The sequence below is a fragment of the Nostoc sp. FACHB-280 genome (assembly GCF_014697615.1).
In the GTDB taxonomy this organism is placed as follows: Bacteria; Cyanobacteriota; Cyanobacteriia; order Cyanobacteriales; family Nostocaceae; genus Nostoc_B.
The window spans coordinates 1-15,926 of record NZ_JACJSD010000013.1 but is presented as its reverse complement, the minus strand read 5'-3'; the positions used below and the strand labels follow the sequence as shown (position 1 = coordinate 15,926).

General features: G+C 39.7%; 21 protein-coding genes and 1 pseudogene. 15 read left to right on the top strand and 7 right to left on the bottom strand.

From position 1 onward, the window contains the following. Nucleotides 1-7: 7 nt before the first annotated feature. Entirely contained in the window at nucleotides 8-340 is a 333-nt protein-coding gene (locus H6G75_RS11725) for a hypothetical protein (RefSeq protein ID WP_190980115.1), read from the bottom strand. Nucleotides 341-456: 116 nt separating this feature from the next. On the opposite strand from H6G75_RS11725, the gene H6G75_RS11720 reads away from it, so the two are divergent. The 9 genes from H6G75_RS11720 (at nucleotide 457) to H6G75_RS11680 (ending at nucleotide 4,956) form a co-directional block, all read left to right on the top strand. Continuing rightward, on the top strand, nucleotides 457-1,209 hold the full coding sequence (locus H6G75_RS11720) for a hypothetical protein (RefSeq protein ID WP_190980114.1): 753 nt from the start codon (nucleotides 457-459) through the stop codon (nucleotides 1,207-1,209). A 99-nt stretch (nucleotides 1,210-1,308) separates the two neighbouring features. Further along, entirely contained in the window at nucleotides 1,309-1,899 is a 591-nt protein-coding gene (locus tag H6G75_RS11715) for a hypothetical protein (RefSeq protein WP_190980113.1), read from the top strand. A gap of 2 nt (nucleotides 1,900-1,901) precedes the next feature. After that, the gene (locus H6G75_RS11710) at nucleotides 1,902-2,132 is read left to right on the top strand and encodes a hypothetical protein (RefSeq protein WP_190980112.1); all 231 of its coding nucleotides are present in this window, start codon (nucleotides 1,902-1,904) and stop codon (nucleotides 2,130-2,132) included. Beyond that, a complete protein-coding gene (locus H6G75_RS11705) occupies nucleotides 2,117-2,284 on the top strand; it encodes a hypothetical protein (RefSeq protein WP_190980111.1) in 168 nt (55 codons plus the stop codon). The genes H6G75_RS11710 and H6G75_RS11705 overlap by 16 nt, the downstream gene beginning before the upstream one ends. A gap of 501 nt (nucleotides 2,285-2,785) precedes the next feature. Continuing rightward, a complete protein-coding gene (locus H6G75_RS11700; protein ID WP_190980110.1) occupies nucleotides 2,786-3,052 on the top strand; it encodes a hypothetical protein in 267 nt (88 codons plus the stop codon). 76 nt (nucleotides 3,053-3,128) lie between these two features. Then, nucleotides 3,129-3,419 (top strand): hypothetical protein, encoded by a 291-nt coding sequence (locus tag H6G75_RS11695; RefSeq protein WP_190980109.1) that lies wholly within the window; start codon nucleotides 3,129-3,131, stop codon nucleotides 3,417-3,419. Continuing rightward, nucleotides 3,382-3,858, top strand: a complete 477-nt coding sequence (locus H6G75_RS11690) for a hypothetical protein (RefSeq protein WP_190980108.1) — start codon at nucleotides 3,382-3,384, stop codon at nucleotides 3,856-3,858. The genes H6G75_RS11695 and H6G75_RS11690 overlap by 38 nt, the downstream gene beginning before the upstream one ends. After that, nucleotides 3,855-4,298, top strand: coding sequence for a DUF4326 domain-containing protein (locus H6G75_RS11685; protein WP_190980107.1), 444 nt, complete (start codon nucleotides 3,855-3,857; stop codon nucleotides 4,296-4,298). The genes H6G75_RS11690 and H6G75_RS11685 overlap by 4 nt, the downstream gene beginning before the upstream one ends. Beyond that, a complete protein-coding gene (locus H6G75_RS11680) occupies nucleotides 4,291-4,956 on the top strand; it encodes a hypothetical protein (RefSeq protein ID WP_190980106.1) in 666 nt (221 codons plus the stop codon). Before H6G75_RS11685 ends, H6G75_RS11680 begins: the two co-directional genes overlap by 8 nt. Here the strand turns inward: H6G75_RS11680 and H6G75_RS11675 are convergent. Next, nucleotides 4,953-5,381: a hypothetical protein gene (locus H6G75_RS11675; RefSeq protein ID WP_190980105.1), complete on the bottom strand. Its 429-nt coding sequence runs from the start codon at nucleotides 5,379-5,381 to the stop codon at nucleotides 4,953-4,955. The genes H6G75_RS11680 and H6G75_RS11675 overlap by 4 nt on opposite strands. Nucleotides 5,382-5,884: 503 nt before the next feature. Between H6G75_RS11675 and crtA the strand changes: the two genes are divergently transcribed. The 3 genes from crtA to H6G75_RS11660 are packed head-to-tail and all read left to right on the top strand — an operon-like array spanning nucleotide 5,885 to nucleotide 7,692. Continuing rightward, nucleotides 5,885-6,763 (top strand): cyanoexosortase A, encoded by an 879-nt coding sequence (crtA, locus tag H6G75_RS11670; protein WP_190980104.1) that lies wholly within the window; start codon nucleotides 5,885-5,887, stop codon nucleotides 6,761-6,763. Beyond that, on the top strand, nucleotides 6,763-6,957 hold the full coding sequence (locus tag H6G75_RS11665; protein WP_190980103.1) for a hypothetical protein: 195 nt from the start codon (nucleotides 6,763-6,765) through the stop codon (nucleotides 6,955-6,957). The genes crtA and H6G75_RS11665 overlap by 1 nt, the downstream gene beginning before the upstream one ends. 15 nt (nucleotides 6,958-6,972) lie before the next feature. After that, complete coding sequence (locus H6G75_RS11660; protein WP_190980102.1) at nucleotides 6,973-7,692, top strand: HpsJ family protein; 720 nt, start codon at nucleotides 6,973-6,975, stop codon at nucleotides 7,690-7,692. 121 nt (nucleotides 7,693-7,813) lie between these two features. Here the strand turns inward: H6G75_RS11660 and rpe are convergent, their stop codons facing one another. Then, a complete protein-coding gene (gene rpe / locus H6G75_RS11655; RefSeq protein ID WP_062288635.1) occupies nucleotides 7,814-8,521 on the bottom strand; it encodes a ribulose-phosphate 3-epimerase in 708 nt (235 codons plus the stop codon). Between the two features lie 207 nt (nucleotides 8,522-8,728). Between rpe and H6G75_RS11650 the strand changes: the two genes are divergently transcribed. After that, nucleotides 8,729-10,324, top strand: a complete 1,596-nt coding sequence (locus H6G75_RS11650) for a S8 family serine peptidase (RefSeq protein WP_190980101.1) — start codon at nucleotides 8,729-8,731, stop codon at nucleotides 10,322-10,324. Between the two features lie 92 nt (nucleotides 10,325-10,416). On the opposite strand, the gene H6G75_RS11645 is transcribed toward H6G75_RS11650, so the two are convergent. Continuing rightward, on the bottom strand, nucleotides 10,417-11,352 hold the full coding sequence (locus H6G75_RS11645) for an AraC family transcriptional regulator (RefSeq protein ID WP_190980100.1): 936 nt from the start codon (nucleotides 11,350-11,352) through the stop codon (nucleotides 10,417-10,419). Between the two features lie 214 nt (nucleotides 11,353-11,566). Between H6G75_RS11645 and H6G75_RS11640 the strand changes: the two genes are divergently transcribed. Continuing rightward, nucleotides 11,567-12,301: an SDR family oxidoreductase gene (locus tag H6G75_RS11640; RefSeq protein WP_190980099.1), complete on the top strand. Its 735-nt coding sequence runs from the start codon at nucleotides 11,567-11,569 to the stop codon at nucleotides 12,299-12,301. 331 nt (nucleotides 12,302-12,632) lie between these two features. After that, complete coding sequence (locus H6G75_RS11635; protein ID WP_190980098.1) at nucleotides 12,633-13,613, top strand: aldo/keto reductase; 981 nt, start codon at nucleotides 12,633-12,635, stop codon at nucleotides 13,611-13,613. A 46-nt stretch (nucleotides 13,614-13,659) separates the two neighbouring features. Here H6G75_RS11635 and mnmE read toward each other — a convergent pair whose 3' ends face one another. The 3 genes and pseudogenes from mnmE to H6G75_RS11620 all read right to left on the bottom strand — a co-directional run. Continuing rightward, nucleotides 13,660-15,054: a tRNA uridine-5-carboxymethylaminomethyl(34) synthesis GTPase MnmE gene (gene mnmE, locus H6G75_RS11630; RefSeq protein WP_190980097.1), complete on the bottom strand. Its 1,395-nt coding sequence runs from the start codon at nucleotides 15,052-15,054 to the stop codon at nucleotides 13,660-13,662. Nucleotides 15,055-15,105: 51 nt separating this feature from the next. Then, entirely contained in the window at nucleotides 15,106-15,768 is a 663-nt protein-coding gene (locus H6G75_RS11625; protein ID WP_190980096.1) for a class I SAM-dependent methyltransferase, read from the bottom strand. Between the two features lie 50 nt (nucleotides 15,769-15,818). Next, nucleotides 15,819-15,926 (bottom strand): annotated as a pseudogene (locus tag H6G75_RS11620) (IS630 family transposase); the annotation flags it as partial.

Genomic DNA, 15,926 nt, shown 5'->3' with positions numbered 1-15,926 from the left:
GTGTAGTTTAGTAATCGTCTGGGTCAATAGTAAGAGTAGGTGCTAACTTGTCTATTTCTATCGCTATTGAATCTCTGATATACGTTGTGTTGTCTCTTGAAACAAAACTAGGTGTACTGGCAGTAGAAATTGAAACGCTTTGATTTATATTATTTGCTTGATTTGTGTCATTTAAGTAACTCTGAGCAAGTAAAATTATTGCAACAAATAAAGACTCTGCGCTATTACTTCCTGATGCTGTTAATCCTACGGTAGCTAAAGCAGATTTGCTAATTGTTAGCGTACTTGCGTCCTGTGTTGCGCCTGTACCAAAAACATTAGTTAAAGTTGGTTCAGCCATAAGTCAAAAAATCAAATTAATGGTTAAAGTAAGTATAACGTATTATTTTATACTTGCAAGTCATGACTAACCCACCGAATGACGTTGAATTATTGCAACAGTTCTGCTTGAGATTCATGAATAAAGAAGTAAAAGAACATTTCAAAGATTTAGACAATATAGCTGATGATTCTTTAGACCTCACGAACTCAAGACACGTTGCAAAAAGAGTATGTATTCATAAAGATAATGACCCGATAACGCTTACCGTAGCGAGAATGTTAGCGTTTTTCTTCGCCTGTGAATCCTTTCAAGCTCAACCCATTTATGGGATACCTGTAACTACTTTCCATGAGAGTAATTACCTTAAACCTCAAGTGTCATTGCACTTTATTGAAAAACAGTCAGAAGCTAATACAGCGAATAGACGACCAGTACAAGCAATGGTGAGCTATAGAATCGTTGATGAAAATCTCAGTCAGTCAGAGGTGAATGCTTTAGCTTTGAAAATCAAAAATGATTTTGCTACACCTAAACTTCATTTCAAAAAAGGTAGGACTAAGTTTAGCTACCGAGATAAAACTAAAGGTTATGAATTTATACTCGCTTGTTTTGATGAAAATAACGCGGAGAAAGTGATTAAGGCTGTACTTGGACTAAATAACCACACCTATGATGAGGAATTGCTAACTGATACGGAAAGCAGGAAGAATTGGAACGTTACAGGGACTCAAACGATATTAGGAAAAACGTACAAGAAGCAAGTAAAACGCCCGATAGCTGATGTGTATTTTTCACACGCTGAATTGAAAATCGAGGGACTACCTAAACCGAGAATCCTATGTGATACCACTGGGCGATTCCCTGAAGCTTTACAAAAAACTTATTGAGGGAAATTCTAGGAAAAACCATAAGGTTTTCGCAGAAATAAAACATCAAATTTAGGGTTTATCGTTGGTGAAACAGTCTAAAACACAAAGGTAAAAGACATGGGATTATATAGAGGTAGAAAATCTTTGCAGAGAGCTTTATTGTTACTGCAAACCACTGGCGCTACTACCACAGATTTACCAGAACCTCCCAATGGTACTAAATTGCATGAATACTGGGAACTTGCAACAGGTAAGAAAAAGTTAACTTATACACGTTCAGCTAGTTCTAAACCAGGTAAAAAAGTTGGGGCTAAGATTCACCCATTCAGTATTGATGTACCTGCTACTAACCCAGTTGCGACACTGGTTAAATATAGTAATCGCGCACAAGGCGTAATCAGTACACATATCGGTGCAGCAAGTGACTTAAATCATATAACTGCCGACGGAACAGATTCAATTACTCGTAGGGGTTTCAAAGCTGCAACCATCACTGTATTTAATCCGACTGGAACTGAAACAGCTACTACTAGTAAGGTGCTGGGCGGTAGTTACAAGAAACGTGAAGGTGCTAGTTACACTTTCCCATTTGGTAGTAACGCAACTAACACCATTGCTTATGCTGAAGTGAGAGCAGATTTGTTAAGTAAAGCTCTCGCTAAAAATGGTGATGCCAGTGTAACTTTTAATCCAGAGGTGCTGAAGTAATCATGATTCTTGACCCCTATAACGTATTAGCTGTAAGCATAAATACAAGGGGTCTTTCTCCTTGTATTGAAGAATGCCGGGAAATCATCAGACAGGTAAGCACTGTAGAAGGACTCATTGAATTATTTCTGAATGCTGAGATTGAAGCTGAAGAATACCTTGATGGTGTCGATGATGCGGGTGTAGACATGGATGATTACGTAGAGGGTATATCTCTATGGCTACCGTCGTAGATGATTTGGGAGTTTGGTCACAGTTGGGAACCATCACACCTGATAACCTCTGGCGATTGTTTTCAGTTCCTACCACTAGTGAAATTTTCAGAATCACTACCAATATCCTGAACGCTGAAGACTGGGAGAAGAAATTTAGAAGCGGTGGTTAATCAGATTTCGTTACCCCACTGGTGATTACTCCAGCGTTACATACATCAGGGTGAATGATGGTGAATCGATAATCAGAGAAATACCCATACCTCAGAAATTTAAAGATGAGGGCTTAGTTCTCAGAGATGCAGGAGTGATTTTTTCTCATCCGAAAAAAGATAAATACTCGTTAGCGTCTTTTGCAAGGTGGAGTGTGAAGCTGGAAGGGTTAATTTAGGTAACACATATTACATAAACAAAACAGAGGAAGCTTTTTAGCTTCCTCTGTCGTTATTTGTATTTAAAAGTGTTATATAGTGTACCAGAATATTATTCATACTTTCTGTGTATAAGCTTTCCCCTATTCCAAAAAAATAAAAAATTTAGATTTTAACGCAAAATAATTGTTTTTCTACGAAGAAAAAATAATATGAATGAATATTACAAAAGTCCGGTTATATCTTGCCGTTTTTTTTTAGAGTAAGTTAGTTTATCTCCATCCACTACACGGAGTAAAAATTGTGGTAAAAAACGTAAAAAATACAGCGAGAGATAGGGTAGTTTCCCTTATTCGTCATGCAGCGTTAGAATTGTCAACTTTGGCTAATGAAGTTGAACAACTAGAAGAACTAGACAAAGCTGCTAAAAGTTTAAATAAATTTCCAGCAATACTTGATTTAATTAAAAAAGCTTGCTGGGAATTGCAAAATAATGCTGTTGACAAGGTTCTCGACCTCTTATCGAAAGCTACAGACGAATCTGCTCAAGCTATGCTTGACGCTGAATAAGTTAAATAATTTCTATTAAGTTGAAATTACTTGGAGTATTAGTTGGAGTATTACTCCAAGTAAAAAAGGATGAAAGATGACAGAGAACCAAATACACTGGACTAAAATTTTTGGTAATCCCTTTAAATATGCGCTTCATCCCTTGATGCTGACGAAGGAAGGGTACAAATTAAAGACAACTACACCCCTGAAGGGAGAGAGTAAAAAAGAAAAATTTCCCGTTGAGATTGTTTTTGATGAAAGTTACGCGGTTGAGAAAATAGCGAGGGTTTTAGAACAGTTACAACCACGTAATTACAATGAATGGCAAGGAATTGTGAGCAAAGCTTATGCCTGTTGGAACGAAAAGAAAAAACAGCAAAATTAATGCTAAACCGTTTTGGTTTAACTCAAAAACTGGTCAAAGCATCCCAGCAGGAACAGCATTAACAGCGACACAGAAAAAAGACTTAGAGTATTTTGACAGCGTTCTCGAATTTCAAATCTACGGGAAGCTATGCAGAAAATACAATCCATCTTTTGTTAGAAGACAGCATGAGATTTTAGTGCTACCTGAAAATGATTACTTTCCTGAATTGACTTGGAAGGTTGATTTTACTGTGTTCACACCTCAAGGATTGCTGTTATTCGAGGGTAAAGGGCGATGGATTCTACACGATAACTTCGCTCTAGGAGATTTCCGTAAACTGTTAAGACTGCTGCAATTAATACATCCTGACTACTTTAATTACTTACAGATAGTCAGCGAGGAAGCCTGGAAACTACCAGGAACTAGCATCAATGCAATCGCCTTAAAGGATTTATGAGCATACACATCTTAAAAATGACTCCTATATTGTGGAGTCTCGGAGGGCTTGAGTATGTGGGAAGAACGAAATACGCTCTTAATCTCGGTAATCCTTGGAGCCATAAAGTAAACACTCAAGCTAGATATTTAGTTGATACACCAGGGGAAGCATTGTATAGATATCGTGAATGGCTGAATAATAAATTGATACGGAATTGGACAACAGGTTGCAGGTATACAGGTTTAGAACTCTGGGAACAACAGTATTTAGCGCGAGTGATTCAATTAGCGACTGATATCAATTCTGGTTACGTTCACAGCTTGGGGTGTTGGTGTATCAACGTTGAAAATTATTTACCCGTTCCAGACGGTTTAGAGAAATGTCACGCGGAGATTCTCTATAAGGGATGTCTGCAATTAATTGAACACTTCAGTAAGGAAGAAAAAATCAATGCCTAGACAATTTTGGTTTATGGCTCCCAAAGAGGGTACAAAGTACGCGTCTGTGGGTTGTTCTGATTGGTCGGATGCTTACTCAAAATTGGAGTTTGCAGAGTTAGCATTCTGTCAAGATGATGACTTTTATCACGTTTACGCTTACGCTACGAAGTTTACCGAAATTCAAGACTTCAATGATAAAAAGTGGAAATTTGAACCCTATCACATCAAATTTAAGGTAGCTAAAAGGGACTATCAGAAAGAGGACAAGGATAAAAACAAGGTTGAAGTTAAGCAATCAAGGCTTGAGAAATGGATTTGTCATCTATTCACTGGACTGGTTGAAGGTGCGGTTTACTCAGGTTTCATCAATCTGCAAGATGATTTGTATTGTGATTTATTCGTTACGGGTAAGGATATCGATGGTAAAGATATTGACCCGATGGTATTAACTCAAATGCAGAAAATGTCTGTGGGGTTAACTCTAGTTGAATCACCTACTCATATACTTGCTGAAGATTTGAAAGTTCCACAAGGCAAAGGTGCATACTTTGGTGAAGCCGTAGTTTTTGCGGTGGATGCAGCGACTATGTATCAGGCGGGTTACATCTTCTACTGTTCTGACAATGGTGTGTGGTTAGTAGATGCTGTGCCGCCAGAATATCTCCGCCAGCTTTAAAATCTACTACTAGGGAAGAAGAGTAAATCTACGGCTTCACCAATAAATAAACCTGTTCCCGCCAGGAATGTTAACACCCGAAATGACTCTTTTTTGTCGAAGCCGGCAAAACGCATTTCTAAATCTGCTAACAATGTAGTTGCGATCGGTATTAAAAACAAACTAAACAATACTGACCAAGTTGCCACTAAAGCTACTGATGCACCTAAAGTTAAAATCACAATTAACATTTTAGAACCAAAAGCCGTTAACTCTTCCAGCCAAGTATTACTTCTACGGACAACAGCTATAGCTACAGCCGCAATAAAAGCTCCCACTAACCAAACAATGTGATGTACTGCCAAATACCATCCCAGTAAGGCATAAGCTAACCACAATAGTACAAGGGGCAGCATCGGAATCTTATGCACAAATCCCGCATTCATAATTACTGAATAATAAAAATTTAAAACTTACTAATTTAAATTCTAATCAGAAATTGATGACAGCAATTTCTTGTCCATAGTACTTAATAGTTTGTAAATATCTCATACAAAAACTCAAGACTAGAAAACATCAAAACATACATGTTGATGCTTGCAATATTCTACTAATTGTGCATCTCAAAAACCGGAAAAATACTTTTATCCTAACTCTCAATATAAAGTATAAAAATACACTTTATTTATGATTGCTAGAAAATAAGTTTACACAAAATTTACGTAATTCATCAACTAATAATGATATCTAAATCCTGTGAATAAGGCATTTATCACTGCTTTGAGAGGAAAATGAGTAACTTGTGAACTTAAAGATTTAATAAAAATTTATAAAAAAGTTTGATTATATTTACTTAAGTAGTATTCTAAGATACTATGCTTGTTAAAAAAATTACTAAAAAATTTTGATCACAAATTAATAGTCATCATTCATTTAATCTAAAAAGTACATGAAAGCAACTCGCATTTTTCACCAACCACTCACCAACCCTCAACTGTGGTTATTAGGAATAGGCGGAGGTTTAGTTGCAACACTTTTAACGATAATTTGGAAAGCAGATGATGATTCTCATTTGGGAATGACAGTTTTAGCGTTATTCGCTGTCTTCTCACTATTAGGAGATAAAAAACATAAACTGAAACTAGAAAGTGATGTTATTTCTAGTGTTTTAGGCACAGTTTTAATCGGCGTTGTACTTTGGTATAGTACACACTTTCCACCTGGAAAATTATTTGCAGTTTATACTCACGTAGCGCCTTTCGTAGCAGCGTTAGGACTGAGTTTACTAGCTTCTGGTTGGCAGGGATTAAAGCAATATTGGCAAGAATTAGTAATTATTTTTTTTGCTGGTGTTCCGAAAGTATTAATCTTTGCATTATTAGATATTAAACCCTTATCTATTTTGACAGCTAAACTCTCTACATTAATGCTTTGGTATGCTGGGTTTGAAGTAGCTCTCCAAGATGTCTATATAAATTTACCCACAGGTGGCATTAAAGTAGCAGAAAATTGCGCTGGTATAGAGTGGATATGCCATCTTTTAGGATTAGCTGTAATTGGTTTATTAATGTTTCCTCCAGAACGTAAAAAAAGAATATTTGTGCCGATAGTGGCTGTAATTATTGCTTTTATTGTGAATGCAGTCAGAGTGGCGATTTTAGCCGTTATGGCAGCGAATCAAAATCAGAATTCGTTTAAGTTTTGGCATGTTGGAGACGGTTCTTTAATATTTGGGGTGATTACAGTCATACTTTTTGGTATATTTTACTGGTTCTTACTCAATCAAGCAGAAGCTAAGAAAAAGAGTATTACAAGGTCTGAAAGCTAATGGAGATTTGGAGTAAACTGCGGATTTTATTATTAGCTGTCACTCTAGGCTGTGTGGTTGTAGTTTTCTTGAATGCTATCCAAAAGCAGTCATTCAAAAAGCCGAAATTGGAGGAAATTAGAAGCGAAGTCTACATTGATGAACTTCAGAAAACAGAAATTACAAGTCAAAGTGAGATTTTTCTTGTTACATAACATTTGTTAGAAATTATGACTAAATCAAACACTGATAAATTGATTCCTGTAATTCAAGAGTTGCAGGAATTTGCGTTTAACCAAGTAGGCTCAATGACAATTTTACGAGTCCTTGGTTATGGATTATTGTTATTAGCGTTATTCGATATAGTGGAAACTTTTGTGCCGCCCAGCTTTATGAATCCTGTTTGGGAATTTCAGACTTTTGGTGCATTAGTTGAAAGAATACCAGTAACTTTAATTGGTTTAGGGTTAGTATTTTTTGGTGAGTTAAATGCTAGAGCTAAGTGGGAGTTTTTTACTGTCAGATTACTATCTTGGTTAAGTTTGTTATTAGCAATAATATTTATTTTACTTATCCCTATTGGTATTAGTAATACTGTCCGATTAAGTAAACAAAGTTATAATCAAATTAACAACTTATCTCAGCAACAAATAACTCAAGCTGAACAAGTTGAACAGCGATTGAGCCAAGCTAAACCAGAGCAAATCGAAAGTTTTCTGAAAAGTCAAGGTCGTTCTGTAGATGCAAGTAATCCCCAAGAATTAAAAACAAAAGTTTTGTCTGAGGTTTCTCAAGCTAAAGAGAGAATCAAACTACAAGCACAAGCTAATCAATCGACTCAGCGATTAAACTTACTGAAAAATTCTGTGAAATGGAATCTTGGGGCTTTAGTTTCAGCTGCTTTATTTTTCATCTTTTGGAAAACTACAAGTTGGGCGAGAAGTCGGTAACAGGTGACAGGTAACAGGTGACAGTTAAGAATCGGTGTGATGGTTTTGAAGGTGAAGCAAAAAAATAGGGTAGACAAATATTATGTCCACCCTATTTCAATTAATGCAAAAGTTTATACAATTACACTTTTGCTAATTCTGGTGTGGGGCGTTTGCTGTTGCGGATATTGGTGATTGCTTCCGCATAATCTTTGGCGTTGAATACAGCAGAACCAGCCACAATTGCGTTAGCGCCTGCTTCTAAAACTTGCCAGGTGTTGTTGGCTTTGAGTCCGCCATCAACTTCAATCCAGGGGTTGAGTCCGCGTTCGTCGCACATCTGACGCAGTTTTCTAATTTTTGGTAATACACCAGGAATGAAGCTTTGACCACCGAAACCGGGGTTAACACTCATGATGAGTACTAAGTCACAAAGTTCTAGTACGTACTCAATAAATTCTAAGGGTGTGGAAGGATTGAGTACTACCCCTGCTTGTTTACCAAGTTCTTTGATTTGACCGAGTGTGCGGTGTAAGTGTGGGGAAGCATTATGTTCAGCGTGTACAGAGATAATATCTGCACCTGCTTTAGCAAAACCTTCGACATATTTTTCTGGTTCCACAATCATCAAGTGGACATCCAGAGGCTTTGTAGTAACTGGACGAATTGCCTCCACAACCAGAGGGCCTATCGTAATATTAGGTACAAAACGACCGTCCATTACATCAACATGAATCCAATCTGCTCCAGCTGCGTCTACTGCACGAATTTCGTCACCCAGACGGCTAAAATCGGCTGATAGGATAGATGGAGCAATCACAATGGGCTTTTCAGATCGGTTTTGGGTCATGGCTAGTGGGTTTTTAAGCGTCCTCGTCTGTAAGCATTGTAACAAAATGCTGTAACAAAATATTGAGTAATTCTCACCAATTTAATTTTGCTTTGTCAGGAAATGGTGAGGGAGGGGATCAGAAAGATAAGGGGGATAAGGGGTAAAGAAGAAGAACTATTGACCATTGACAGATGACTAATGACTATTGAGCATTGACTAATAACTATGAACAAAAAACTAAATTGGCTAATTTGGGGTTTGAGTGCTTCTTGTTTGAGTGTGCCTGTAATGGCTTCAGGTTTACAAACATCTTCATCTTTAGGAACAAATGGTATTGATGCTTTAAAACTACATCAGCCTCCTTACAATTTAATCGGTCGCAAGATAGCCATTGGTCAAGTAGAAATCGGTCGTCCGGGAATGTTTGGGTGGGATAAAGCGGTCTCGAAAAATCGGACTGTATCTTTGGCGGCGGTTTTTTTACGCAATGGCCCTGCGAAATCAAATACGGGTGTTGACCCCCATGCTTATAATGTAGCTGGGGTAATGGTGAGTACAGATAAGGCTTTACCAGGGGTAGCACCAGGAGCGAGGCTGTATTCTTCGGCTGTAGGATCTACGAAAAATATGGGTCAGCCAGAAGAGTGCATATCAGCACAGCACATAGCACTACAAAATGGTGGCGATGTCCGCGCGATTAACTTTAGCTTTGGCGAACCCCTTAACCGTGATCCACGACCGGATGCTGTTCTAGATGGGAATGCTTTGTTAACAATGTGCATTGATTGGTCGAGCCGGGTTCACGATGTTTTGTATGCGATCGCCGGCAATCAAGGTAAAGGGGGTATTCCGATTCCTACAGATAATTTTAATGGAGTTAACGTGGCTTTTTCATCCCGACGGGGTGGGATTTTTAATAAAGTAGATGTTTCTAACCTGGCGGGGTTGAATCAGGGCGTGAGTGGTAGGTTAGCCGGAAGAGAGTTTAATGCTGATGGTCGTCGTGCTATTAGTATAGTTGCGCCGGGGAGTAATATCCCTTTGCTGAATCCTGACGGCAAACTTAATAAAGCGACAGGTACAAGTTTTGCTGCGCCTCATGTTACAGCAACTGTAGCGTTGTTACAGGAATTTGGCGATCGCCAACTGCGAACCAAAAAACCTAACTGGAGTGTTGACAGTCGTCGTCATCAAGTGATGAAAGCAGTTTTACTCAACTCCGCCGATAAAGTCCAAGACAGTGGTAACGGCTTACGTTTGGGAATGACGCGGACACTCATCGATAAACAAAATCAAAATTGGTTAGAGTCTGATGCTTACCAAGACCCAAAAATTCCTTTAGATGCTCAAATGGGGACTGGTCATTTAAATGCGTTTCGGGCTTATCAACAGTTTAGTGGAGGTCAGTGGGAACCGACGAAAGCTGTTTCCGCCATCGGTTGGGATTATCGCCAAGTCACGGCGGGAAATGCGGTTGATTATCAGTTAACTAAGCCGTTGAAGCAAGGGAGTTTTGTTTCGATTACACTGGCTTGGGATAGATTAGTTGAGTTGAGCGATCGCAATCAAAACCAGATGTTTGATATTGGCGAAAGTTTTAGCGATAAAGGTTTGAATAATCTTGACCTATATCTAGTCAAGGCTGATGCGAAAAACTCTGAAACTGCTGCTGTTTGTTCTTCCATTAGTCCAATTGATAGTGTAGAACATATTTTTTGTCCTGTGCCGGCAAATGGTAATTACAAAATCCGTGTGCAGTTTCGCCAACAAGTCAACCTTCCCACTCAACCGTATGCTTTGGCTTGGTGGACAGTGAATTGAGGTGTGAAGGGAAGAGGTTACAGGTTATAGGAAAAGAAAGTCTGTCATTAATCCTGTTTAATTACTTAGTAGAGACGTTGTATACAACGTCTCTACTGTTTCCCGCCTGCTATCCGTGAACGTAAACGTTCCACATCTTTAACTGGTGGCGCACCAAACATCCGGGAATATTCACGGCTGAATTGTGATGGACTTTCATAGCCGACTTGATAAGCCGCATTTGTCGCGGCGGAGTTTTCAACAAGCATCAGACGACGTGCTTCTAAGAGTCTTAATTGCTTTTGATATTGCAGTGGACTCATGGAAGTAACTTTCTTGAAATGGTGATGGAAAGACGAAACCGACATACTCGCCTGTTCTGCTAAATCTTCGATTCGCATTGGTTTGGTATATTCAGTTTTGATCAGTTTAATCACCTCAGCAATGCGCTGCATATTACTACCAGATGTGGCTATTTGGCGTACAGCTTCGCCTTGTTCACCCATTAATAGCCTGTAATAAATTTCTCGTATCATCATTGGCGCGAGGATGGGAATATCTTGAGGCGTATCTAAAAGCTTTGTGAGTCTGATGGCGCAATCAAGTAAAGATGCTGAAGCATTACTGATGAACAAACCTCTGACAGAGTGTTCTTTTTTAGTGATATTTGGTTTAGTTTGGGTAATAATTTCACAGAGTTGAACTGGATCTAAATTCAGCTTGAATCCTAAATAGGGTTTATCTGGTGTTGCTTCTACAACAAATCCATTAATAGGCAAATCAACGGAGACAACCAGATATTGACCTTCGCCATAAAAATAGCTTTCTTCACCCAGCAACGCCTTTTTTTTACCCTGAAGCACGATCGCTAAAATTGGTTGATAAACAGCGCAGATTGCTTTTGGTGACGGTTCCCGCATAAATTCCATCTGAGAAATCGCTGTTTTGTGAGTCCCGTTTCCTTTAGCGGTGGTGTGCTTTTCTATTAATGCTGCTAGTTGTTGACATTCATCGATAACTGGAGTTTGCGTCAGCAGTTCCATCGCCATAATAATTTCCCATTCCCCTGCACTAACTCATTATATGAGTAAAGCTTTGGAGGATTAGGCAAGGAATTGCGATCTTTGTGCATTTCAACATCTTAGTATTGCCAATATTATGAACATATACAAAAGGGCAGGAGAAATAATTAGGCAAGTAAGTAGATGCCCAAAAAATCAAGCCTCCCAAGATATATGTCTTTGAACACCAGGGAAAATTATTATGTCCAACGTGGAAAATAAAGTTATTGCCATTACTGGTGCTAGTAGTGGAATTGGAGAAGCGACTGCTAAATTATTGGCAAAACACGGTGCAAAAGTTGTTTTAGGCGCAAGAAGAACTGAAAAGCTAGAAAAAATTGTTGCAGAGATTCACTCCTCTGGCGGTCAAGCAGAATTCAAAGCGGTAGATGTCACCAGTCGCCAAGATGTGAAAGCGTTTATTGACTTTGCAGTGGAAAAGTTTGGGCGAATTGATGTTATTTATAACAATGCAGGTATTATGCCTTTGTCGCGGATTAACGACTTGAAAATTGACGAATGGGAAAACATGATTAACGTCAATATTCATGGCGTATTGAATGGAATTGCAGCTGGTTTACCGATTATGGAAGCCCAAGGTAGTGGTCAGTTTATTAATACTGCTTCCATCGCGGCTCATGCGGTATTTCCTACAGCTGCGGTTTACTGCGCGACAAAATATGCTGTGTGGGCGATATCGGAAGGATTGCGCCAGGAATCAAACAATATCCGCGTCACGACAATTTCTCCCGGTGTAGTTGAGACTGAACTTGGTTCTGATATTAGTCAAGAGTCAGGCAAAGATGCGTTAAAAGCATTCCGCAAAGTTTCACTGCAACCAGATGCGATCGCTCAAGCAGTCTTGTATGCCGTGTCTCAACCAGATTATGTAGATATTAATGAAGTAATTGTTCGACCAACAGCCAGCCCTGTATAATTCCGTTTCACTTTAAATAGCCAGGGATAAATGCAGAGTTTTTTCTTTTATTTCTGTTACTTTCCAAGTAACAGAAGAGGGGTAAATACCTCTAATAATGGATGACTAGATTATAAGGAAAGAGATTATGGTGAAAGATTCTATTTTCTCTTTCCATAGGACTTACGCAAGAACCCTCTCAAATCTTCTTAACTTCGTGTCCTACCCTGCGGGAAGCCGCTATCGCGTCTATGCGCCCTTTGCGGTACCCTGCGGGAAGCCGCTTGCGCGTCTACGTTTTTTCATGATTTTGCGTAAGTCCTGTTTCCAATTATTGACTAGGAGATTGTTAATGAAAACTAGAAAGCTAGGAAAACAAGGGTTAGAAATTTCAACTATCGGACTTGGTTGTATGGGAATGTCTGAGTTCTATAGTGGTCGTGATGAAAATGAGGCGATCGCCACAATTCATCGAGCATTGGAACTAGGTGTTAATTTTCTTGATACTGCTGATATGTATGGGCCTTTTACTAATGAGAAATTAGTAGGGAGAGCAATTAAAGGTTTCCGGGATCAAGTAGTTTTAGCAACCAAATTTGGCAATGTCCGCACTGAAGATGGTGGTTGGAAAGGAGTTAGTGGCAGACCAGAATATGTCCATCAAGCCTGTGATGCTTCGCTACAACGCTTAGGAGTTGAAGTGATTGACCTCTATTATCAACATCGGGTAGATCCAACCGTACCTATTGAAGATACTGTAGGCGCAATGGCAGAGTTAGTGCAGCAAGGAAAAGTGCGTTATTTAGGACTTTCGGAGGCTGCCCCTGCCACGATTCGGCGGGCTGCGGCAGTTCACCCCATTACTGCGCTACAAACAGAATATTCTCTTTGGAGTCGAGAACCAGAGGATGAAATTTTGCCGACTGTGCGAGAATTAGGAATCGGGTTTGTTGCCTATAGCCCACTAGGAAGAGGGTTTTTATCAGGTGCAATTACTAGTCCTGATGATCTTGCACCTGACGACTATCGCAGACATTCTCCTCGCTTTCAAGGTGAGAATTTTTCTAAAAATCTGCAATTAGTAGAACAAGTCAAGGTAATTGCTACCAAAAAAGGGGTAACTCCTAGTCAGCTTGCACTAGCATGGCTTTTAGCTCAAGGAGAAGATATTGTCCCCATTCCGGGTACAAAACGCCGTACTTATTTGGAGGAAAATGTTGCAGCTACCGAAATTACCCTGACTGAACAAGAGTTAAATCAACTTGAAACTGTTGCACCCAAAAATGTGGCAGCAGGTGAGCGATACTCTGATATGAGTAGCGTTAACCGTTGATCTCTCTGAGTGCTAGAGTTTTTCAGATTTTACTTTTGATGAGTGATCATTTCCCAATACAAAAGCGGCTAAAAATTCGATCTAAAACCGACTCGGTAACTTCTTCGCCTGTAATTTCTCCTAATGCTTGAATTGCACCACGTAAATCAATTGTCCAAAAGTCGAGGGGTAATTGTTGATCAATTGTGGCTTGTACTTGTTCTAAAGAAATTTTAGCTTGGGTTAAAGCTGCCGCTTGTCTTTGATTAATTGCTAAATCCATATCAGCCGCTTGCAGTTTACCGAGTTGAACTTTTTCTAAAATCGCCGTTTCTAAATCATCAATTCCGCGATTTTGTGAGGCGGCGGTGAGGATTTGAGATTGAATATTGAGAATTTTAGATTGTAGAAGTTGGCTTGTAGTTTCATCAACTAAATCAACTTTATTAATGACTAAAATTAGGGGACGGTCTTGTACTTGGGCGTAAATTTCTTGGTCGCCTTCAGTCCAACCTGCACTTGCATCGATGGTGAACAACACTAAATCGGCAGCATTAGCAGCACGCCGCGATCGCTCTACGCCGATTTTTTCAACTTGGTCGGCGGTTTCTCGAATGCCTGCGGTGTCTAGCACTTGTACTGGAATGCCACCCACTACTAATTGTGATTCCACTACATCGCGGGTTGTGCCGGGTAAATCGGTGACAATGGCGCGATCGCTCCGACTCCAAGCGTTCAACAAGCTGGATTTACCCACATTCGGACGACCGACAATTGCCACTTTTAACCCTGTACGTAACAGTTCGCCTTTATCTCTAGTTGTTAATAAATGAGTAATTTCTGCGGCAATTTTTTCTATTGCTGATATTATGCCTTTATCATCCAACGGGGGTAAGTCTTCTTCAAAGTCGATTCGTGCTTCAATTTCTGCCAAAATATCCAAACAGTTGGCGCGTAACTGGCGGATGGGATGAGCTAACTTTCCTTGTAAACCAGCTAAGGCAGTTTGGGCGGCTTGGGGAGACTTCGCCCCGACTAAATCTGCAATACTTTCGGCTTGGGTTAAATCGAGTCTGCCATTTAAAAATGCCCGTAAGGTAAATTCTCCTGGCTGTGCTAATCTTGCGCCATTTTCCAGACATAATTGCAAAACCTGTTGGACAGCAATAATTCCACCATGACAATGAAATTCCACCACATCTTCGCGGGTGTAAGAACGCGGTGCTTTCATGACTAGTAGTAAAGCTTCATCCACAAGTTTTTGCGTTTGGGGATGGCGGATGTAACCGTAAAGGATGCGGTGACTTTCCCAAACTTGCTTTCCTGGGGCGTGAAATAATGTTTGGGCAATGGCCATTGCTTGGGAACCAGAGACGCGCACAATACTAACACTACCTTGTTGGGGGACAACAGCAGTAGCGATCGCGGCGATGGTTCCGGTGGTGGCAAATATTTCGGGCATTTTTTATTTATCTCACGCAGAGGCGCAGAGGCGCAAAGGTCTTTTTGAGATTTAATTCTTAAGTGCCAAGGTTAAGCCGTCGGCAATTGGAATTAAACTGAGGGTGATGCGGGAATCTTGGTGGAGTTTTTGGTTGAAAGCGCGGATTTTTTTAGTGCGATTGTCTTGAACTTCGGGTTCTGCAACTCTACCCGACCATAAAACATTATCAATGGCAATCAATCCACCCGGACGGACTAGTTGTAGCGATCGCTCATAGTAATTATCATAGTTACTTTTGTCAGCATCGATGAAGGCAAAATCAAAGGTTTCGGCTTCACCATCTGCTAATAAACGGTCTAAAGTTTCCAGTGCTGGGGCGAGATGTAAGTCTATTTTCTCGACGACTCCGGCTTGTTGCCAATAACGACGAGCGATCGCAGTAAACTCTTCACTAATATCACAAGCTACGATTTTGCCTGTTTTTGGTAGTGCTAATGCCACAGCCAAAGTGCTATAGCCTGTAAACACACCAATTTCTAAAGTTTTCTGCGCTCCCATTAACTTTACCAGCAAAGACATCAATTGCCCTTGTTCTGGTGCAATTTGCATTCTTCCCATTGGATGTTGCGCTGTTTCTTGGCGTAATTGCCTTAATACTTCTGGTTCCTGCACAGAAACAGATAGCAAATATTCATATAAATTTTCTTCTAAACCCAATGTTTTAGTAGTCATCAAGATAAAAGTTGTTGTACTTGACAATACATATAGCAATCCTAAGTGATTTATGAGAAAACACCATAATTATAAAGTTTTGAGAAGTCAAAAAGTTGACCATGTACCGCCAGATGAAATAATTCTTTGACTACAGTAAACGAATGACAGAAAAAATA